We start from the raw sequence: 18,158 nt of genomic DNA, 5'->3' as shown, positions 1-18,158 counted from the left end.
GTTCGCCTGACGGCGCGGAGCCGGCCCCGCCCGGGAGGGCGGGCGGCCGCCGCGATCCGGGCGTGGGCGGCGCGAGGGGCCGCCGTGATCGGGAGCGGTCCGGGTGCGCCACAATGACGCCGTGGCTGAACTGACCTACTTCACCGGTCCGATGGACTGCGGCAAGTCGACGCTGGCGCTCCAGGTCGCCTACACCGAGTCCCACGCGGGGCGGCAGGGACGGTTGTTCACCATGCTGGACCGTTCGGGATCCTCGGTGATCACCTCCCGGATCGGGCTCAGCGCACCCGCCATCGAGGTCACCGATGCGCTCGACTTCTGGCGTGAGGTCGTCTCCGAACTCACCTCCGGGCGGCGCGTCGACTTCCTGGTCTGCGACGAGGCGCAGTTCTACTCACGAGCGCACATCGACCAGCTGGCGCGGATCGTCGACGAGCTCCAGATCGACGTATTCTGTTTCGGCATCCTCACCGACTTCCGCACCGAGCTGTTCCCCGCGTCCCAACGCCTCGTCGAGCTGTGCGACCGGATGGAACTGCTCCAGGTGCGGCCGCGGTGCTGGTGCGGGGAACCGGCGACCCACAACGCCCGCACGGTGGGGGGCGTGATGGTCACAGAGGGCAGCCAGGTCGTCGTGGGGGACACGGACTCGGCCGAGGTCGCCTATCAGGTGCTGTGCCGCCGGCATCACCGGCGCAGGGTGACCGCGCAGGTGGCGGCGGTCACGCTCAACCCCGAGCCGCTGCCGTTCGAGTCCTGATCAGCGCTTGCCCGGGTTCTTGGGGGCGCCGAACATGATCTCGTCCCAGCTCGGGACCGACGCCCGCCTGCGCTTCGACCGGGAGGGGGCCGGCTCGGCCGGCTGCTCCTCCTCCAGGAGAGCTGGTTGCTCGGGCTCGGTCGGGGCCGTGGGGGTGTCCGCGCCGGGCCGGTCCGCCGGGGTGGGCGCCTCGGCCCGGCCGGCGAGGGCCTGGTCCTGCGCCGGCTCTTCGGGTTCTTCGGCCGCTTCGGTGGCATCGGCCGCCACCGGTGGCGTCGGCGGCACCTCGGCCGCACGGATCAGGCCCGCGTAGATCTGGACGGAGTCCTCGTCGAAGCTGGACAGCATGTCGTAGAGCACATCGAGGCCCGAGCCGGAGGAGGGGACGATGTCGTACACCCCGTCCACCTCGGCCAGTTCGCCCTCGGCGTAGGCGTCGTCGATCTCGTCGTCCAGGTCGTCCAGCGGAACGGTGTCGTTGGGGTCCTCGGGTTCGTCCACCCGCGGCTGCACCACCCGCACCAGGGCGAGATCGTCGTTGAGCCCCACGGTCGGCTCGGCCTCCTCCTCACGCCTGCGGCGCCCGGGCTGGGGCCCGTGGGACGCGGAGTGCAGCCCGAGCAGCCAGCGGGCGTCGTCGTTCTCGGCCACGGAGAAGCGGCTGCCGGCGTCGTAGGTGAACAGCGCGTCGCGGTGGGAGGAGCCGGAGTCGTACTCCACCCGAACCGCCCAGCGGCGTCCCTCGAGCCGCCAGGCGTCCCAGGTGAGCGTGTCCAGGTCGACCCTGCGGGTCGCGAGGCGATCGGTGACGACCTCGGCCAGCGTCCGGTGGGCGATGGTCTCCGACCCGCGGCGCACCGGGTGCGCCTGGGCCTGCCCCGCGATGAACTCGCGCTCGGCGATCACCGGAGCCGCGAACGGCTCCACCCAGTCGACCGCCATGCCCGCGGCCCTGGCGACGTCCTCCAGGCTCTCGCCGGACCGGACGCGTGCCTGGATCTCCCGCGGGGTCAGGGCGCTGTCCATATCGATCTCCAGGTGGCTGGCTTGTGGCGGCTGGCGCACCGCGTCCCCGTTGCCGCGGCCCCGGTATCGGTGAGTCATCGCCCCTTCTGGGTTTGTGTCTGCAGGTAACCTACCAACCCGACTCACCAACCGGACGGCGGCACGGCGACCACGCCGACGTCATCGATCCGGTGGGGGCGGCGTTCTTGCCGGGATGTGATATACACGCCTCGCACGAGATGCCCTCACGCCCCCAAGCAGGCACCGCGGAACGGAGATGGACCCACAGCTATGGCGACCGACTACGACGCCCCTCGCAAGACCGACGAAGAGAGTGAAGACTCGATCGAGGAACTCAAGACCCGGCGGAACGACAAGAACTCCGGCAAGGTCGACGAGGACGAGGTCGAGGCGGCCGAGACCTTCGAGCTGCCCGGCGCCGACCTGTCCCACGAGGAACTCACCGTGCGGGTGCTGCCGCGCCAGGCGGACGAGTTCACCTGCGCGTCCTGCTTCCTGGTGAAGCACCGCAGCCAGATCGCCGAGGTGCGCAACGGGCTGGCCTACTGCGTGGACTGCGCGGGCTGACCCCGCGGGCGTCCGGTCCGGCTCAGATCCTCAGCGTGGTCTTGCCGACCCCCGGTGCGGGGGTGCCCATCACCCGCGTCCACTGGTTGGCCGCGAAGCGGTTGACCAGGAGCTGGGTCAGGCCGATCCCGACAACGCTGGCCACGGCCCAGGTGAGGGCTCGCCGCAGCGGCACGTCGGGATCGTTCGGCTCTGGCGGGGTGTCCCCGGTGGCCAGCTCCCAGACCGCGTTGACGGCCTTGGCCGCGACCAGCGTGGTGAGGGCGCCGACGGCGCCGGCGTACAGGTTCCAGAGCAACTTCTGCGACGTGTTCACATGTCCTCCTGCTGCCATCCTGCCAAGCACCGCTAGCGTGGATCAATGAGCTATCGCGAAAGGTTGTCCGTCCCCTCCTCCTGGTGGGTGACCGGGCTGCTGGTGGCGCTGAGCTTCGTGACGGCCGTCGGCTTCTACATCGGCCCCGCCGTGGCCGTGGCGGCGGGGGTCGTGACCGCTGTCGCCGTCGTGCTCGCGCTGCTCTTCTACGGTCGCGTCGTCGTCGCCGTGGACGCGGGCGGCGTACGGGCGGGGGATTCGGTGCTGGAATGGCCCTACGTCGGCGAGGTGATCGTCCACGACCGCTCGGCGACCCGGAGCAGGCTCGGCCCGGACGCCGACCATGCGGCGTGGCTGGTCGTGCGCGGCTACGTCCCCGGTTCGGTGGAGGTCGTCGTCGACGACCCCGCCGATCCGCACCCGTACTGGCTGGTGTCCAGCCGGAGGCCGGCACAGTTCGCCGCCGCGATCACCGCGTCCCGCCCCATCTCGCTGGACGGGGAGGCCGGCCAGGGCCCGGCTAGACTGCCGCAATGATCTCGGCCAGCCCGGAGCGGGTTCGGGTCGGCCTGACCAGGCTCGACCCGGGGATGCCCGTGCCGCGGTACGCCCACCACGACGACGCGGGCGCCGACCTGGCGATCGCCGAGGACTGCGAGCTGGCACCCGGCGAGCGCCGACTGGTCGGCACGGGGGTCGCGATCGCGCTCCCGGAGGGGTGGGCGGGCTTCGTGCACCCACGCTCGGGCCTCGCCGCGCGGGCCGGCCTGACCATCGTCAACGCGCCCGGCACGGTGGACGCGGGCTACCGGGGCGAGATCCGGGTCTGCCTGCTGAACACGGACGCGTCGCGGCCCGTCCGGCTGGCTCGCGGCGACCTGATCGCGCAGCTGGTCGTGCAGCGGGTCGCACGGGCCGAGTTCGAGCTTCTCGACCACCTGCCACAGAGCGGACGCGGGGATCGCGGCCACGGCTCGACCGGCGGGGTCACGGAATGGGCGGCCCCGTCGGCCGCCGACAGGACAACAGAGGTGAACAAGTGATCTTTGGCCGTAAGCGCAGAGGCGTCGTCGACCCGGCGGAGGCCGAGGAGGAGACGCTGGAGGTCGCTGCCGACGAGGGCGTCGAGGCGGACCCGGCGATCCTCGACAGCGACGAGGCGGAGGCCCGGGAGGAGGCGGCCGACACCCCCGAGGAGGATGCGGAGGCCGAGGAGGCCGACCTGGAGGAGGCCGAGGACGCCCTCGACGAGGAGGAGGCCGAAGCCGCCGAGGTCGTCGACTGGCGCGCGGACGGCCCCTTCGACGCCGAGGAGGTGGAGCTCGGCGACGACCAGGTCACCCGGATCGACCTCGGCTCGCTGATCGTCACGCCGTGGGAGGGCCTCGGGCTGCAACTGCAGGTGAACGAAGCGACCAGGGCCGTGCAGGCGGTCACGGCCGTGTGGCGGAACTCCGGGCTCGAGGTGGCCCTGTTCGCCGCGCCGGCCAGCGGAGGGCTGGCTGACGAGCTGCGTGAGGACGTTGTCGAGGAGGCGGAGCAGGGGGGCGGCACCGCGACCCTTGCCGACGGCCCGTTCGGCGCAGAGGTGCGTCGCGTCCTGCCTCAGGAGGGGGCCGGTGGCGAGCAACTGTTCCACGTCTCGCGGATCTGGTTCGCCGAGGGGCCACGGTGGCTGCTGCGCGGCACGCTGCTGGGCGAGGCCGCCATCGGGGACGCGGAAGCGCCGCTGGTGTCCCCGTTCGTGGAGTTCTTCCGCAATCTCGTCGTGCGCCGCGGCGGCAAGCCGATGGTGCCCGGCGAGCTGATCCCGATGACGTTGCCAGAGTCCCCCGGGGAGGACTGATGGCGAGCGCGAATCCGTTTCTGAGGGCGCTGCGGCGCCTCGGTGCGTCCAACGCGGAACTGGAGTCGGAGGCGCGCCAGAGGATCGTCCAGTCGGTGGGTGCGACCAGGGTCAGCGAGCTGCAGGACCGGCAGTGGGCGCGGCTTCGCGGCACCATCTCGGTGCTCACCATGAAGCCCCGTAGCGGGACGCCGTGGCTGGAGGCGGAGTTCAACGACGGCTCCGGCACCGTCACCCTGATCTGGATGGGGCGCCGTGCGATCCCCGGCATCGTCGCCGGCCGCGAACTCACCGTGAGTGGCCGGGTCTCCTACGTGGACGGCCAGCGCCGCCTCTACAACCCCTACTACGAGCTGATCGCCGGCTGAATCCGGCCGCCCCGCCGCCGCGACGGATCTTGGTGCCGCCCGTCAGCAGGCCTCACCCGGGACCCTCCTTCCGCGGGGCAGGCGGGCGCGGTCAGCCGGCGTCGGCCGAGCGGAGGTTGCGGGGCACGAGGTACTGGGCGAGTTCGGCCTCGTAGCTCGGGTCGGAGACGAACAGGAGCTCGTCGTTGGCCTCCAGCGCCGCGTCCCGCTCGGGAGCGCGGGCTGCGCCGTCCCTGATGATGGTGACCAGGACCGCGTCGCCGGGCAGGTTGAGGTCGGCGATCCGGGTGCCCACCCGCGGCGACACCTCCGGCAGCGTCATCTCGACCAGGTTGGCGTGGCCGCCGCGGAAACTGAACAGGCGGACGAGGTCGCCGACCGTCACCGCCTCCTCGACCAGCGCACACATCAGTCGTGGCGTGGACACGGCCACGTCCACGCCCCACAGGTCGTCGAACATCCACTCGTTGGAGGGGTGGTTCACCCTCCCGACGGTCCGGGGGACGCCGAACTCCGTCTTGGCCAGCAGCGTGTGGACGAGGTTCGCCTTGTCGTCGCCCGTCGCGGCGATCGCGACGTCGCACGAGTCGAGCGCCGCCTCCTCGAGGCTGGCCAGCTCACACGCGTCCGCCAGCAGCCACTCGGCCTCCGGCACGCTCTCGGGCTTGATCGCGTTCGGGTCGCGATCGATCAGCAGGATCTGGTGGCCGTTGGCGATCAACTCGCGGGCGATGGAACGCCCGACGTTGCCGGCCCCGGCGATGGCGACGCGCACAGCTGGTTTCCTCTCAGTGCTCGACCGGCGGCCGGCCCAGGACGTCCTCGACGTCCGGCACCTGCTCGTTGGTGACGGCGGCGTAGATCAGGTCCCCGTCCTGGAAGACGGTGCCGTCGCCCGGCACCATGCCGGTGCCGAACCGCATCAGGAAGGGGATCTTGCAGCGGGCCGCGGTCTCCATCGCCGCGACCTTCGTACCCACCCAGCCGGTGTTCACGTGGACCTCGTTCAGCCGGACGCTGCCGGAAGGGTCGCGCCACTGCGGTTCCGAGCCGGACGGCAGCAGCCGGCGCAGCACCTGGTCGGCCGCCCAGCGGACGGTGGCAACGCTCGGGATGCCGAGCCGCTCGTACACCTCCGCGCGGTTCTGGTCGTAGATGCGCGCGACGACGTTGTGGACCTCGAAGGTCTCCCGGACGACCCGGGCGGCCAGGATGTTGGAGTTGTCGCCACTGGAGACGGCGGCGAAGCCGTCCGCGCGCTCGATCCCCGCCCGCTGCAGGACCTGTCGGTCGAAGCCGACGCCTTTCACGGTCTTGCCCTGGAACTCGGGCCCGAGCCGGCGGAACGCGTCCTGCACGATGTCGATCACGGCCACCGAGTGCCCGCGGTGTTCGAGGGCCCGCGCCAGGGACGAACCCACGCGTCCACACCCCATGATGACGATGTGCACCGCACCTGCCTCCACTCTGCGCCCGATCTGCCGCGCAAGACCCTATCCGGAGGGCCGACCGGCACGAAACCGACGCTACACCGGCGAATGGTTCGTCACACGTGGTGGAGGGCATAGGGTTCGGTTTCGTGAACGCCACTGACTTCGTCAAGCGGATGCTCGTCGGGCGAAAGCTGGCGAGTGCGCAGCTGGGAGAGACCCTGCTGCCGAAGCGGATCGCGCTGCCCGTCTTCGCCTCCGACGCGCTGAGCTCCGTGGCATACGCCCCCGACGAGATCCTGCTGACCCTGTCCCTGGCCGGGGTGGTCGGCTTCGCCTTCTCCTGGCAGATCGCCCTCGCCGTCGCCCTGGTCATGCTGCTGGTGGTGCTGTCCTACCGCCAGACCGTGCACGCCTATCCTTCCGGCGGCGGCGACTACGAGGTGGCGACGGTGAACCTCGGGCCGACGGCCGGACTGGTCGTGGCCAGCGCGCTGCTGGTCGACTACGTCCTGACCGTCGCGGTGTCGGTGTCATCGGGTGTCCAGAACGCCAAGGCGATGTTCCCGTTCCTGCAGGGCAACGAGGGCTGGGTGGCCGCGGTCGTGATCGTGCTGTTGATGACGATGAACCTGCGCGGCGTCCGGGAGTCGGGTTCGTTCTTCGCCATCCCGACCTACGGCTTCATGATCGGCGTCCTCGGCATGACTGCCTGGGGCCTGTTCCGCTACTTCGGCCTCGGCGAGCACCTGCAGGCGCCGACGGCCATCTACGGCGTCCAGGGCTCGGACTCCTACGAGCCCTTCGTCGGCCTGGCAGCGGTGGTGCTGCTCGCTCGCGCCTTCTCGTCGGGTTGCGCGGCGCTGACCGGCGTCGAGGCCATCTCCAACGGCGTCCCCGCCTTCCGCGAGCCGAAGAGCCGGAACGCCGCGACGACGCTCGCCCTGCTCGGCAGCGTGGCGATCACCATGCTCGGCGGCATCATCGTGCTCGCCAACCTCACCGGCCTGAAGCTGGTCGACCCGGACGGTCACTCCAGCTTCACGCTGAACGGCAAGGTCGTCGACGTCGCGCACGAGACCGCGATGGGCCAGCTCGCGCGGACGATCTTCGACACCTTCCCGGTCGGCTTCTACTTCGTGATCACGATGACGATGGTGATCCTGTTCCTCGCCGCCAACACCGCGTTCAACGGGTTCCCGGTGCTCGGGTCGATCCTCGCCAGGGACGGGTTCCTGCCCAAGGCGCTGCACACCCGCGGCGACCGGCTGGCCTACTCCAACGGCATCCTGGCCCTCGCCACCGCTGCGATCGCCCTCGTGCTCGTCTACAACGCCAGCGTGACCGCGCTGATCCAGCTCTACGTCGTGGGCGTGTTCGTCTCCTTCACCGTCAGCCAGTTCGGCATGCTGCGGCACTGGACCCGGCACCTCAAGACCGAGAAAGACCCGAAGGTCCGCGCCCACATGCAGCGTTCCCGTGTGATCAACGCGGTGGGGCTGACCGGCACCGGCCTGGTGCTGGTGATCGTGCTGGCATCCAAGTTCATCTACGGCGCATACCTGGCCGTGCTGGCGATGGCGGCGATGTTCCTGCTCATGCGCAGCATCCGCAAGCACTACGAGAAGGTCGCCCGCGAGGTGGCGGTCGCCCCCGCCGACGCCCGCATGCTGCCCAGCCGCGTCCGGGCGGTGATCATGGTGCAGGAGGTCAACAAGCCGACCATGCGGGCCGTGAACTTCGCCCGCGCCACCAGGGCCAGCAGCATCGAGGCCGTGACCGTCTCGGTCGACGACGCCGAGACCAGATCGATCGTCGCCCAGTGGGACGCCCAGCAGCTGGAGATCCCGCTGAAGGTGATCGCCTCGCCCTACCGGGAGGTGACCGGGCCCTTCCTCAACTACGTGAAGGGGATGCGCTCGGACAACCCGCGCGACGTGGTCTGCGTCTACATCCCCGAGTACATCGTGGGGCACTGGTGGGAGCAGATCCTGCACAACCAGACCGGCCTGATCCTGAAGGCGCGGCTGAACTTCATGCAGGGCGTGATGGTCACCTCCGTGCCGTACCAGCTCGCGTCCTCGAAGTACGCGCTGAGCCGCGCCCAGCGTCACACCGCCGCGGCGTGGCGCCGTCCGGGCACCGGCCAGGTGCGGGTGGGCGACTCCGCCCGCGAGCCGTCGCGCAAGGAGTGAGCGTGCTGGAGCCCGGCGACGTCCTCGAGCGTGTCGAGATCGGGCCGGTCGCACACGGCGGCCATTTCATCGCCCGCCACGAGGGACAGGTGCTGTTCGTGCGGCATGCCATCACCGGCGAGTCCGTCGACGTCCGGATCACGGAGGTGGGCAGACGGTTCGCCCGCGCGGACGCGGTCGCGATCCGCTCGGCCAGCGAGCACAGGGTGGAGCCGCCGTGCGCGGTCGCCGGACGCTGCGGCGGGTGCGACTTCCAGCACGTCGAGCCGGCCTTCTCCCGCGAGCTGAAGCGGCGGGTGGTGGCAGAACTGCTCGGCCACCTGGCCGGCGTGGAGTTCACCGGTGAGGTCGAGGAGGTGCAGCCCTCCCCGCTGGGGTGGCGCCGACGGATGCGGTACCACCGCGACCCGCGGGGACGCGCGGGGCTGCGCGCACACCGTTCGGCAGAGGTCGTTGCGCTGCCGACCAGCGGGTGCCTGATCGCCGACCCGGGGATCGCCCGGCCCGCGGCCGGCCGGCCCGCGGCCGGTGATCTGCTCGCGGTGGCCGCCGAGTCCGGTGCACTCCTCCTTGACCCGCCTGACCGGCGCACGGTCACCGAGCAGGTGGGCGCGCACAGCTTCGAGGTGGCCGCTGCCGGCTTCTGGCAGCCGCACCGGCACGCGCCCGAGGTGCTCACCACCCGCGTGCGGGACGGGCTGGCCCCGCAACCGGGCGAGACCGCCCTGGACCTGTTCTGCGGAGTCGGCCTGTTCGCTGCCAGCCTGGCCGACGCCGGCGCACACGTGTGGGGGATCGAGGGCGACCGCCGGGCGGTCGAGCTGGCCCGGCGCAACGTCCCGTCCGCGAGGTTCTCCTCCGGCGACGTGCTGGCCCGGATGGACAGGGTGCCCGACCGCGCCGACGTGGTCGTTCTCGACCCGCCACGGACGGGCGCCGGCGCACCGGTGATCGCTGCCGTCGCCGCCCGACGTCCCCGCGCGATCGCCTACGTCGCCTGCGATCCGGCCGCGCTGGGCAGGGATCTGGCCACCGCCTCCGGGCTGGGTTACCGGACGGTGGCGGTGAACGCCTACGACCTGTTCCCGCTGACCCACCACGTCGAGTGCGTGGCTATCCTGGAAGCACGATGAGCACCGTCACCCGTGAGCGCCGCACGCGTCCGGAGGCGAAGTGCCCGCTGCGACCGGGCGACATCTGCAACCTGTGCCAGCTGAACGTGACCGGCCCGCAGGACTGTGGCCTGGTCTACCTGGTGATGTCCGACCCCGACCTCCGCGAGGAGTGGGGCGAACGTCGGCACGCCGGCCACTGACGCCGCCGCGAGACGACCAGAGCCGGTGCGGAAAGGCGGCCGCGGCGCGGATCGTGTCGGCTAGCCTCGGAACCGACGGGTATGGGATATTATCTCGACATCAAGATATCTCCGGCGGCTCCAGGAGGACCCATGAGCATCGACAGCTTTTCCTCGGCACAACAGCTGAGCGTGGCCGGGAAGGACTACCAGATCTTCCGGCTCGACGCCGTGGAAGGCTCGGCGACGCTGCCGTTCAGTCTCAAGGTGCTGCTGGAGAACCTGCTGCGTACCGAGGACGGGGCGAACATCACCGCCGCGGACATCGCCGCGCTGGGCTCCTGGGACCCTACCGCCGAGCCGAACCGCGAGATCCAGTTCACCCCGGCGCGGGTGATCATGCAGGACTTCACCGGCGTCCCCTGTGTGGTCGACCTGGCCACGATGCGGGAGGCGATCGCCGACCTCGGCGGGGACGCGACGAAGGTGAACCCGCTGTCGCCGGCGGAGATGGTGATCGACCACTCCGTCGTCGCCGACCTGTTCGGCACCCCGGATGCGTTCACCAGGAACGTGGAACTGGAGTACCAGCGCAACCGCGAGCGCTACCAGTTCCTGCGCTGGGGTCAGACGGCGTTCGACGACTTCGTGGTCGTGCCGCCGGGCACCGGCATCGTGCACCAGGTGAACATCGAGCACCTCGCCCGGGTGGTCTTCCCGCGTGTGGTGGACGGCGTCCTGCAGGCCTACCCCGACACCTGCGTCGGCACCGACTCCCACACCACCATGGTCAACGGGCTGGGCGTCGTGGGCTGGGGCGTCGGCGGCATCGAGGCCGAGGCCGCCATGCTCGGCCAGCCGGTGAGCATGCTGATCCCGCGCGTGGTCGGCTTCAAGCTGAGCGGCAAGCTGCCGGAGGGCACGACCGCGACCGACCTCGTCCTGACGATCACCGAGATGCTGCGCCAGCACAAGGTGGTCGGCAAGTTCGTCGAGTTCTACGGTCCCGGCGTGGCCGAGGTGCCCCTGGCCAACCGGGCCACCATCGGCAACATGAGCCCCGAGTACGGCTCGACCATCGCGATCTTCCCGATCGACGACAAGACCGTCGACTACCTCCGCCTGACCGGACGCAGCGACGAACAGCTGGAGCTGGTCGAGGCCTACGCCCGCACCCAGGGACTGTGGCACGACCCCGACCACGAGCCCCGCTACTCGGAGTACCTGGAGCTCGACCTGTCCACGGTGGTGCCGAGCATCGCCGGGCCGAAGCGCCCGCAGGACCGCATCCTGCTGAGCAGGGCGAAGGAGTCCTTCGAGGACACGCTTCCTGCCTACGTCTCGGACGCCACGAAGCCCGCGCAGGTGAGCCTGGCCAGCGGAGAGGAGTTCGAGCTGCCCAATGGTGCGGTCACGATCGCGGCGATCACGTCCTGCACGAACACCTCGAACCCGAGCGTGATGGTCGGCGCGGCGCTGGTGGCCAAGAAGGCCGTCGAGAAGGGTCTCAAGCGCAAGCCGTGGGTGAAGACGTCGCTGGCCCCTGGTTCGAAGGTGGTCACGGACTACTACGCGAAGTCCGGTCTGGACACCTACCTCGAGGCGCTCGACTTCGACCTGGTCGGCTACGGCTGCACGACCTGCATCGGCAACTCCGGCCCGCTGATCCCCGAGGTCTCGCGCGCGGTCAACGAGAACGACCTGGCGGTCACCTCCGTCCTGTCCGGCAACCGCAACTTCGAGGGCCGGATCAACCCCGACGTGAAGATGAACTACCTGGCCAGCCCTCCGCTCGTGGTGGCCTACGCGCTGGCCGGGACGATGGACATCGACCTCACCTCCGAGCCGCTCGGCAAGGACACCGAGGGCAACGACGTCTTCCTGAAGGACATCTGGCCCAGCCAGGCCGAGGTGGACGAGGTCGTCGGATCCTCGATCTCCGCCGAGATGTTCACCTCCCGCTACGCCGACGTGTTCGCAGGGGACGACACCTGGCGCTCGCTGCCCACCCCGACCGGCGAGACCTTCGCCTGGGACGGTGAGTCGACCTACGTCCGCAAGCCCCCCTACTTCGAGAACATGCCCGCCCAGCCCGTGCCGGTGACCGACGTGAGCGGTGCCCGCGTGCTGCTGAAGCTCGGCGACTCGGTCACCACCGACCACATCTCGCCGGCCGGCTCGATCAAGGCCGACAGCCCCGCGGGGACCTACCTCACCGCGCACGGCGTCGAGCGCAAGGACTTCAACTCCTACGGCTCGCGGCGCGGCAACCACGAGGTGATGATCCGGGGGACGTTCGCCAACATCCGGCTGCGGAACCAGATCGCCCCGGGCACCGAGGGCGGCTTCACCAGGGACTTCACCCAGCCGGACGGCCCGGTCGCCACGGTCTTCGACGCGTCGGTGAACTACCAGGCCGCCGGTGTCCCGCTGGTCGTCCTGGCCGGCAAGGAGTACGGCTCCGGCTCGTCGCGGGACTGGGCGGCCAAGGGCACGATGCTGCTGGGCGTCAAGGTCGTCATTGCGGAGAGCTACGAGCGGATCCATCGTTCGAACCTGATCGGCATGGGCGTCCTGCCGCTGCAGTTCCCCGAGGGGCAGAACGCCGACTCGCTCGGGCTGACCGGTGCGGAGACGTTCAGCGTCGAGGGCATCACCGGGCTCAACGAGGGCAGCACGCCGAAGACCGTGAAGGTCACGGCGACCGGCGATGGCGAACCGGTCGCCTTCGACGCGATCGTGCGCATCGACACTCCCGGAGAGGCGGACTACTACCGCCACGGCGGCATCATGCAGTACGTGCTGCGCTCGCTGCTGTCCCGGTAATGGGACGTCGGAGGGCCCATTCTCCGACCGGCGGCGCCGCGGCGGTCGTCGACGACCTGCCGATCTCCGCGCGGGTGGCGTGGTCCTACGTCGCCGCGCTCCTGGCGGGGATCGGCACGGCCCTGCTGGTCGTGCTGTCGAACCAGACGCTCGCCGTGATCGTCTGCAGTGGTCTGGGCTCGACCGACGACGCGATCGCCGACTGCAAGCTCGGGTTCGGGATCTGGACCGCCGTGATCGGCTACGTCGTCTGCCTGCTCCCGGCCGTGCTGCTGCTGAGGCTGGGCTGGTGGATCTGGGTGTCGATGGCCGCGCTCGCCGGCCTCCTGGTGTCGACCGACGCCGTGACCCAGTGGTGGTGGTGGGCGGCGGCGGCGCTGGTGCCGGCCGTCGCCGCGCTGATCAGCGCAGAATGGGGCGCCGGACGGGTCTTCCGGCGGGTCCAGCTCGGAGTCCTGCTCCTGCTGGTCGTGGCCGCGGGCGTGCTCCTGTGGTGGTGGTACACCCGCACCTGAGTGGTGTCAGCCGAGCCCGAGTTCGCGTGCGCGAATTGCGAGGGTGACCCGGTTGGTCGCGCCGAGCTTCGCCATCAGCGCGGAGACCTGGTGCTTCACCGAGGATGGCGAGAGGTAGATCGTGCGGGCGATCTGGTCGTTGGTCCGGCCGGCGAGCAGCAGTTCGAGGATGGAGTTCTCGGCATCGTTGAGCTCCACGGCCGGGGCGCGCTGCTGCGGCGGATCCGCGGTCAGCGCCGCCCCCGCGCCGGCGAGGACGGACACTCCGTACCTGGCCGCCTCGATCGCGTGGACCAGGCCGGGTACGGGCAGGTCCTTGGGCAGGAAGCCCGCCGCGCCGGCGCGCAGCATCTCTGCGGCGGCGGCCGGGTCGGCCAGCGAGGTGAGGGCGAGGATCCGGGTGGCCGGAGAACTCTCGCGCAGCGCCCGCACCGTGGCGGGCCCGTCCATCAGGGGCATCGAGATGTCGACGAGGGCGACGTCAGGAGGCTCGGCCGCCGCGGCCGCCGCGGCCTCGGCGCCGTCGGCGTGGGTGGAGAGCACGCGGATCCGGCCGGTTCCGGTGAGCAGGTCGGCGAGCACCGTCCGCACGAACAGGTCGTCGTCGACGATGAGGATGGTGGTCAGACCGCCTCGAGGGTGGGCACGGTGATCCGGGTGATCCACTGCTGGCCCTCCTTTCTGGCCTCCAGCATGCCCCCGACCGCCGCCAGGCGCTCGCTGGCGCCCAGGAGACCCATGGCGCGCGGGCCGGAGCCGGAACTCGTCGCCGCCACGTCGTTGATGAACGCCAGATCGATGCCCTGGGCGTCCACGCTGGCGACCATGATGCAGGGCCGACCGCGGGGCGCGTGCCGCCGGATGTTGGCCGCGGCCTCCAGTGCGACGGCACCGACGACCTCGCCCACCCGGGCAGGAACCCGGTCAAGATTGCCCTCCAGCGTGACGGTGGGCGGGTGCCCGGACTCGCCGAGGTCGTCGATCACGCGCTGCAGGGTGGTAGCGAGCGAGCCGTCCGAGGTGATCGCAGGAGTGCTGTCCGGCTCCCGGAGGGCGCTGAGCAGCCAGCGGAGCTCCCCGGAGGCCTGGCCGATCCCCTCGGCGAGCGGCTCGAGGGCGCCGACGTCGCCGGCCGCGGCGGCGGCGCGTGCTCGCAGCGTGAGGTGGACGAGGCTCCGGGCGAGGCTGTCGTGGAGGTCGCGGGCGAGGCTCAGTCGCTGCTGGGCGAGCGCGGCTGCCCGCGCCTGCGCCTGCGACCGTCGGATCGCCGTGAAGGCGTTGCCGATCAGCCACATGATCACGATCAGGGCGACCCAGACCAGGGATCCGAGCGCGGCCGTCGCGCCGAACCCGTAGTCGCGGACCTGGATGGCCGCGAGGACCACTCCGTAGCAGATGCTCATCACGAGGCGCACCCTCTGCTGCCCCCGCATCCCGGCACCGAGGATCACGATCAGGCCCGCGTACTCACCCATCGCCATCCACTCGTGCGGGGCGAGCAGGTAGCCGGCCGTGAGCACGCCCACGGCCATGGCTCCCGCGCGGGGCCAGCGGGCCGCGGCCGCGGCCGCGGCGCAGGTGGCCACGTCGACCGCGATTCCGATCGGGGAACCGAGGGTGGCGCCGAGGGCCACGCTCAGGACGGCCAGCAGCGCGGCGAGGACCAGATCGATGGTTCCGCTCGCGGGACCGGGCACGCGTGGGGGGCGCATGGTGCAATGAAACCGCCTGCGCGGTCAATGAGCCAATCGAGCCACTCCGTGACCGAGTGGCCGCCCGCCTCGCCCGATCGGGCAGAATCGGCGCGATTCCCGGGGCCGACCGGTCAGACTTCGGGTCAGGTCGCGACAGGGGCGCTCGCGGGCTGCGACGCTCGGGACATGTCGATCCGCACACCGGGCCGCGGGAGTCGCAGCCCTCTCCTCACGCAGGGCATCGTCGCCGCCGTCGCCGGCTCGGTGCTCGCCGTGTCGGTCGGCGTCCCCGTCACCACCCAGGGCTTCTGCGACCTCTTCCCGTACTGGCCGGGTTGCCCGCGATGAACAGCTTGCCGATTACCCACCCCTGAGTGGAGGCGGCGCGCTCGTCGCGCCGCCTCCACAGTCACGGAACAACGCCATGACAACTGCCGCCTTCCTTCTCGGAGCAGCCGTCCTCGGCCTGGTGCTGGTTGCGCGCAAGGTGCACCGCTGGTGGTTCTCGCTGGCCGTGCTCCTCGCCGTCGCCGTCCTCCTCCTCGGCAACCCGGTGCCGGTCGCCGCAGAGACGCACACGAAGGCTCTCGCGCAGGCTGTCGGCCGCTTCGCCTAGAATCGAACGGACGGGCGATTCGCGGCGGAGGTGGGTGATGACAGGGGTGCCGAGGGGTTACGCGCCGCCGGGCTGGCCGGCTCAGGTGCATCCACCCGGTGCGCAGGGCTGGGAGGTCACGGCCAGCACCTTCCTGCTCGACTGCTGTCCGTCCGACTTCCGTGGCTACGCGATCCTTCGCCGACATCCGGTCGTGCTCGCGCGGTTCGCCGCGGAGTTCGTGGCTGCGCAGGCGAGGGCTTCCTCCGACGGACTGGGCCGGCTGCGGCTCGAGCTCGCCGACCACGTCGAGCCCGAGGTCGTGCAGGCGGCGGTGGAGGCGTGGGAGGAGCAGGCTGCCCACCTGCAGCGGCTCACCCGTGAGGTGGGCCTGGTGGAGCAGGCGTTGCGTGGCCGGGTCTTCGTCCGGCGGCTCACGTAGACTCGGGCGGTGCCCATGCTCGACGCCATCAACACCCCCGGCGACCTCAGGGAGCTGACCCCCGCACAGCTGCGGCAGCTGGCCGAGGAGATCCGCGCCTTCCTGATCAGCACGGTCAGCCGGACCGGCGGCCACCTCGGGCCGAACCTCGGGGTCGTGGAGCTCACCATCGCGTTGCACCGGGTGTTCGACTCCCCGCACGATGCGCTCGTCTTCGACACCGGCCACCAGAGCTATGTGCACAAGATCCTCACCGGGCGCCGCGAGCAGTTCGGCTCACTTCGGCAGCCGGGCGGGCTGTCCGGCTACCCGAGCAGGGCGGAGTCCCCGCACGACTGGGTGGAGAACTCGCACGCGTCCACCGCGCTGTCGTGGGCGGACGGGCTGGCGAAGGCCTTCCGGTTGCGCGGCGAGGACCGGCACGTGGTGGCGGTGGTGGGGGACGGTTCGCTCACCGGAGGGATGGCCTGGGAGGCCCTGAACAACATCGCCGTTGCCGCCGAGGAGAAGCTGGTGATCGTCGTCAACGACAACGGCCGCTCCTACACCCCGACGGTCGGCGGCATCGCCACCCAACTGTCGGCGCTCGGCACGCAACTGTCCGCCATCCGCACGGACCGTCGCTACGAGCGGTTCCTGCGCCGGATCAAGGAGGCCCGGCGGCTGCCGCTGCTGGGCCAGGCGGTCTACGGGCTCCTGCACGGCCTCAAGACGGGAGTCAAGGACGTCCTTGCGCCCCAGGGCATGTTCGCCGACCTGGGCCTGAAGTACGTCGGACCGATCGACGGGCATGACGAGGAGGCCGTCGAGGTCGCCCTGCGGCAGGCGAAGGGTTTCGGCGGGCCGGTGATCGTGCACTGCATCACCAGGAAGGGCCGGGGCTTCAGGGCGGCGGAGGAGGACGAGCAGGACCGCTTCCACGCCGTCGGGCCGATCGACGAGGTGACCGGGGCGTCGCTGGCCGCCGTCGGTGTCCGCACCTGGACCGACGCGTTCGGCGAGGAACTCGCCCGGATCGGGGTGACCGACGAGCGGGTGGTCGCGATCACCGCCGCGATGCTGCACCCGACCGGGCTGGACCGGTTCGCACGGCTGTTCCCCGAGCGCACCTTCGACGTCGGCATCGCCGAACAGCATGCCGTGACCTCCGCGGCCGGGCTCGCCGCGGGTGGCCTGCACCCGGTGGTCGCCGTCTATGCGACGTTCCTGAATCGCGCCTTCGACCAGGTGCTGATGGACGTGGCCCTGCACCGCCTCGGCGTGACCTTCGTCCTCGACCGGGCCGGCGTGACCGGTCCGGACGGGCCCAGCCACAACGGCATGTGGGACGCCTCGATCCTCGGGGTGGTGCCCGGCCTGCGGCTCGCCGCCCCGCGCGACGGTCAGCGGCTGGTGGAGGCACTGCGACGGGCCGTGGCGGTCGACGACGCGCCCACGGTGCTGCGGTACTCCAAGGATCCGCTGCCGCCCCCGATCCCCGCCATCGGACGCCGGGGCAGCGTGGACGTCCTCGCTGCGGGCGAGAGCTCCGAGGTCCTGGTCGTCGGCTACGGCGCGCTGTGCGGAACGGCGCTGCAGGTGGGGGAGCGGCTCGCCGCGCAGGGCATCGGGGCGACGGTGGTCGACCCCGTGTGGGCACTCCCGGTCTCCTCCGACCTGCTCGGCCTGGTCGCCACCCACGACCTGGTGGTCACGATCGAGGACAACGGCGTGGCCGGCGGCCTCGGCTCTCAACTCTCGCAGGCCTCCCGCGCGGTCGGCATCGACACCAGGGTGCGCGAGTTCGGCATCCCGAAGGCGTTCCTGCCCCAGGATTCGAGGCGTGGCCTGCTCGAGGCGTCCGGCCTGGACGCCCCGCAGATCGCCCGCAGCATCGTGGAACTCGTCGCCGCCACGCAGGCCGCGTCCCGCTGAGGTCGGGTCAGTCGGTCCAGTGGTCGACGATCACGGGGACGGTGAGCTCCCGCTGCCAGGCGCGGGCTCCGAAGGCGGCGAGCCGTGCGTCGGCCTCCGCGGCATCGATGGTGGCCGGCGAGTCCCACAGGAGACGACGGAGGTGGTCGGGGGCCAGCAGGTTCTCCACCGGCAGTTCAAGTTCCTCCGCCCTCTCCACCAGGGCCGGCCGGACGCGGTTGAACCGGGCGAACGAGTCCGGCCAGCGGCGGTCCCAGGACCGCGGCAGCGGCGGGCCGTCCGGCGCCACGTTGCGGGGCGGCAAATCGGCCCGGCCGAGGGACGCGGCACGATCCAGCGCCTCCAGCCAGCGGGCCTCGTAGCGGGCGGC

21 protein-coding genes and 1 pseudogene are annotated in these 18,158 nt (G+C 71.1%); 15 read left to right on the top strand and 7 right to left on the bottom strand.

Features of this window, described 5'->3' with window-relative positions; all coding sequences use genetic code 11:
• Positions 1-121: 121 nt before the first annotated feature.
• Positions 122-760, top strand: coding sequence for a thymidine kinase (locus tag QM633_RS00255; protein WP_415151713.1), 639 nt, complete (start codon positions 122-124; stop codon positions 758-760).
• On the opposite strand, the gene sepH is transcribed toward QM633_RS00255, so the two are convergent.
• The gene (gene sepH / locus QM633_RS00250; RefSeq protein WP_415151712.1) at positions 761-1,864 is read right to left on the bottom strand and encodes a septation protein SepH; all 1,104 of its coding nucleotides are present in this window, start codon (positions 1,862-1,864) and stop codon (positions 761-763) included. It abuts the gene before it with no gap.
• Between the two features lie 192 nt (positions 1,865-2,056).
• Between sepH and QM633_RS00245 the strand changes: the two genes are divergently transcribed.
• Positions 2,057-2,353 (top strand): DUF4193 domain-containing protein, encoded by a 297-nt coding sequence (locus QM633_RS00245; protein ID WP_415151711.1) that lies wholly within the window; start codon positions 2,057-2,059, stop codon positions 2,351-2,353.
• A 22-nt stretch (positions 2,354-2,375) separates the two neighbouring features.
• Here QM633_RS00245 and QM633_RS00240 read toward each other — a convergent pair whose 3' ends face one another.
• Positions 2,376-2,669, bottom strand: a complete 294-nt coding sequence (locus QM633_RS00240) for a DUF4235 domain-containing protein (protein ID WP_415151710.1) — start codon at positions 2,667-2,669, stop codon at positions 2,376-2,378.
• Between the two features lie 45 nt (positions 2,670-2,714).
• Here QM633_RS00240 and QM633_RS00235 point away from each other — a divergent pair, with 45 nt between their 5' ends.
• The 4 genes from QM633_RS00235 to QM633_RS00220 are packed head-to-tail and all read left to right on the top strand — an operon-like array spanning position 2,715 to position 4,883.
• Positions 2,715-3,206, top strand: a complete 492-nt coding sequence (locus tag QM633_RS00235; protein ID WP_415151709.1) for a DUF3093 domain-containing protein — start codon at positions 2,715-2,717, stop codon at positions 3,204-3,206.
• Positions 3,203-3,712: a dUTP diphosphatase gene (dut, locus tag QM633_RS00230; protein WP_415151708.1), complete on the top strand. Its 510-nt coding sequence runs from the start codon at positions 3,203-3,205 to the stop codon at positions 3,710-3,712. Before QM633_RS00235 ends, dut begins: the two co-directional genes overlap by 4 nt.
• Positions 3,709-4,515, top strand: a complete 807-nt coding sequence (locus tag QM633_RS00225; protein WP_415151707.1) for a DUF3710 domain-containing protein — start codon at positions 3,709-3,711, stop codon at positions 4,513-4,515. Before dut ends, QM633_RS00225 begins: the two co-directional genes overlap by 4 nt.
• Entirely contained in the window at positions 4,515-4,883 is a 369-nt protein-coding gene (locus QM633_RS00220) for an OB-fold nucleic acid binding domain-containing protein (RefSeq protein WP_415151706.1), read from the top strand. The genes QM633_RS00225 and QM633_RS00220 overlap by 1 nt, the downstream gene beginning before the upstream one ends.
• 91 nt (positions 4,884-4,974) lie before the next feature.
• Here QM633_RS00220 and QM633_RS00215 read toward each other — a convergent pair whose 3' ends face one another.
• Together QM633_RS00215 and QM633_RS00210 are read right to left on the bottom strand one after the other, a co-directional pair.
• A complete protein-coding gene (locus QM633_RS00215) occupies positions 4,975-5,658 on the bottom strand; it encodes a potassium channel family protein (protein ID WP_415151705.1) in 684 nt (227 codons plus the stop codon).
• Positions 5,659-5,671: 13 nt separating this feature from the next.
• Positions 5,672-6,349, bottom strand: a complete 678-nt coding sequence (locus QM633_RS00210; protein WP_415151704.1) for a potassium channel family protein — start codon at positions 6,347-6,349, stop codon at positions 5,672-5,674.
• 113 nt (positions 6,350-6,462) lie between these two features.
• On the opposite strand from QM633_RS00210, the gene QM633_RS00205 reads away from it, so the two are divergent.
• The 5 genes from QM633_RS00205 to QM633_RS00185 all read left to right on the top strand — a co-directional run bounded on the left by QM633_RS00205 (position 6,463) and on the right by QM633_RS00185 (position 13,143).
• Entirely contained in the window at positions 6,463-8,508 is a 2,046-nt protein-coding gene (locus QM633_RS00205; RefSeq protein WP_415151703.1) for an APC family permease, read from the top strand.
• Between the two features lie 2 nt (positions 8,509-8,510).
• Positions 8,511-9,641, top strand: a complete 1,131-nt coding sequence (locus QM633_RS00200; RefSeq protein ID WP_415151702.1) for a class I SAM-dependent RNA methyltransferase — start codon at positions 8,511-8,513, stop codon at positions 9,639-9,641.
• A complete protein-coding gene (locus QM633_RS00195; protein ID WP_415151701.1) occupies positions 9,638-9,823 on the top strand; it encodes a DUF6767 domain-containing protein in 186 nt (61 codons plus the stop codon). The genes QM633_RS00200 and QM633_RS00195 overlap by 4 nt, the downstream gene beginning before the upstream one ends.
• Before the next feature lie 132 nt (positions 9,824-9,955).
• Positions 9,956-12,628, top strand: a complete 2,673-nt coding sequence (gene acnA / locus QM633_RS00190; protein ID WP_415151700.1) for an aconitate hydratase AcnA — start codon at positions 9,956-9,958, stop codon at positions 12,626-12,628.
• Positions 12,628-13,143: a hypothetical protein gene (locus QM633_RS00185; protein WP_415151699.1), complete on the top strand. Its 516-nt coding sequence runs from the start codon at positions 12,628-12,630 to the stop codon at positions 13,141-13,143. Before acnA ends, QM633_RS00185 begins: the two co-directional genes overlap by 1 nt.
• A 6-nt stretch (positions 13,144-13,149) precedes the next feature.
• Here the strand turns inward: QM633_RS00185 and QM633_RS00180 are convergent, their stop codons facing one another.
• Together QM633_RS00180 and QM633_RS00175 are read right to left on the bottom strand one after the other, a co-directional pair.
• A complete protein-coding gene (locus QM633_RS00180) occupies positions 13,150-13,809 on the bottom strand; it encodes a response regulator (RefSeq protein WP_415151698.1) in 660 nt (219 codons plus the stop codon).
• Complete coding sequence (locus QM633_RS00175) at positions 13,767-14,840, bottom strand: sensor histidine kinase (protein WP_415151697.1); 1,074 nt, start codon at positions 14,838-14,840, stop codon at positions 13,767-13,769. The genes QM633_RS00180 and QM633_RS00175 overlap by 43 nt, the downstream gene beginning before the upstream one ends.
• Positions 14,841-15,023: 183 nt before the next feature.
• Here QM633_RS00175 and QM633_RS00170 point away from each other — a divergent pair, with 183 nt between their 5' ends.
• From QM633_RS00170 to dxs, 4 genes are all read left to right on the top strand, one after another.
• Entirely contained in the window at positions 15,024-15,185 is a 162-nt protein-coding gene (locus QM633_RS00170) for a hypothetical protein (protein WP_415151696.1), read from the top strand.
• 76 nt (positions 15,186-15,261) lie between these two features.
• Complete coding sequence (locus tag QM633_RS00165; RefSeq protein ID WP_415151695.1) at positions 15,262-15,453, top strand: hypothetical protein; 192 nt, start codon at positions 15,262-15,264, stop codon at positions 15,451-15,453.
• A gap of 37 nt (positions 15,454-15,490) precedes the next feature.
• Positions 15,491-15,874 carry a hypothetical protein gene (locus tag QM633_RS00160; protein WP_415151694.1) on the top strand — a complete coding sequence of 128 codons (384 nt, stop codon included), beginning with the start codon at positions 15,491-15,493 and terminating at the stop codon, positions 15,872-15,874.
• A 9-nt stretch (positions 15,875-15,883) separates the two neighbouring features.
• Positions 15,884-17,788 carry a 1-deoxy-D-xylulose-5-phosphate synthase gene (gene dxs / locus QM633_RS00155; protein WP_415151693.1) on the top strand — a complete coding sequence of 635 codons (1,905 nt, stop codon included), beginning with the start codon at positions 15,884-15,886 and terminating at the stop codon, positions 17,786-17,788.
• 7 nt (positions 17,789-17,795) lie between these two features.
• On the opposite strand, the pseudogene QM633_RS00150 reads toward dxs, so the two are convergent.
• Positions 17,796-18,158 (bottom strand): annotated as a pseudogene (locus QM633_RS00150) (ribonuclease D); the annotation flags it as partial.

This window comes from Propionicimonas sp., assembly GCF_047606205.1.
In the GTDB taxonomy this organism is placed as follows: Bacteria; Actinomycetota; Actinomycetes; order Propionibacteriales; family Propionibacteriaceae; genus Propionicimonas.
This window is presented reverse-complemented; position numbering and strand designations above follow the sequence as displayed.

Coding starts and splice junctions, on each gene's coding strand:
- acnA (WP_415151700.1), top strand. CDS start 9,956: ATGAGCATCGACAGCTTTTCCTCGGCACAACAGCTGAGCGTGGCCGGG.
- QM633_RS00245 (WP_415151711.1), top strand. CDS start 2,057: ATGGCGACCGACTACGACGCCCCTCGCAAGACCGACGAAGAGAGTGAA.
- QM633_RS00235 (WP_415151709.1), top strand. CDS start 2,715: ATGAGCTATCGCGAAAGGTTGTCCGTCCCCTCCTCCTGGTGGGTGACC.
- sepH (WP_415151712.1), bottom strand. CDS start 1,864: ATGACTCACCGATACCGGGGCCGCGGCAACGGGGACGCGGTGCGCCAG.
- QM633_RS00170 (WP_415151696.1), top strand. CDS start 15,024: ATGTCGATCCGCACACCGGGCCGCGGGAGTCGCAGCCCTCTCCTCACG.
- QM633_RS00220 (WP_415151706.1), top strand. CDS start 4,515: ATGGCGAGCGCGAATCCGTTTCTGAGGGCGCTGCGGCGCCTCGGTGCG.
- QM633_RS00185 (WP_415151699.1), top strand. CDS start 12,628: ATGGGACGTCGGAGGGCCCATTCTCCGACCGGCGGCGCCGCGGCGGTC.
- QM633_RS00165 (WP_415151695.1), top strand. CDS start 15,262: ATGACAACTGCCGCCTTCCTTCTCGGAGCAGCCGTCCTCGGCCTGGTG.
- QM633_RS00195 (WP_415151701.1), top strand. CDS start 9,638: ATGAGCACCGTCACCCGTGAGCGCCGCACGCGTCCGGAGGCGAAGTGC.
- QM633_RS00160 (WP_415151694.1), top strand. CDS start 15,491: ATGACAGGGGTGCCGAGGGGTTACGCGCCGCCGGGCTGGCCGGCTCAG.
- dut (WP_415151708.1), top strand. CDS start 3,203: ATGATCTCGGCCAGCCCGGAGCGGGTTCGGGTCGGCCTGACCAGGCTC.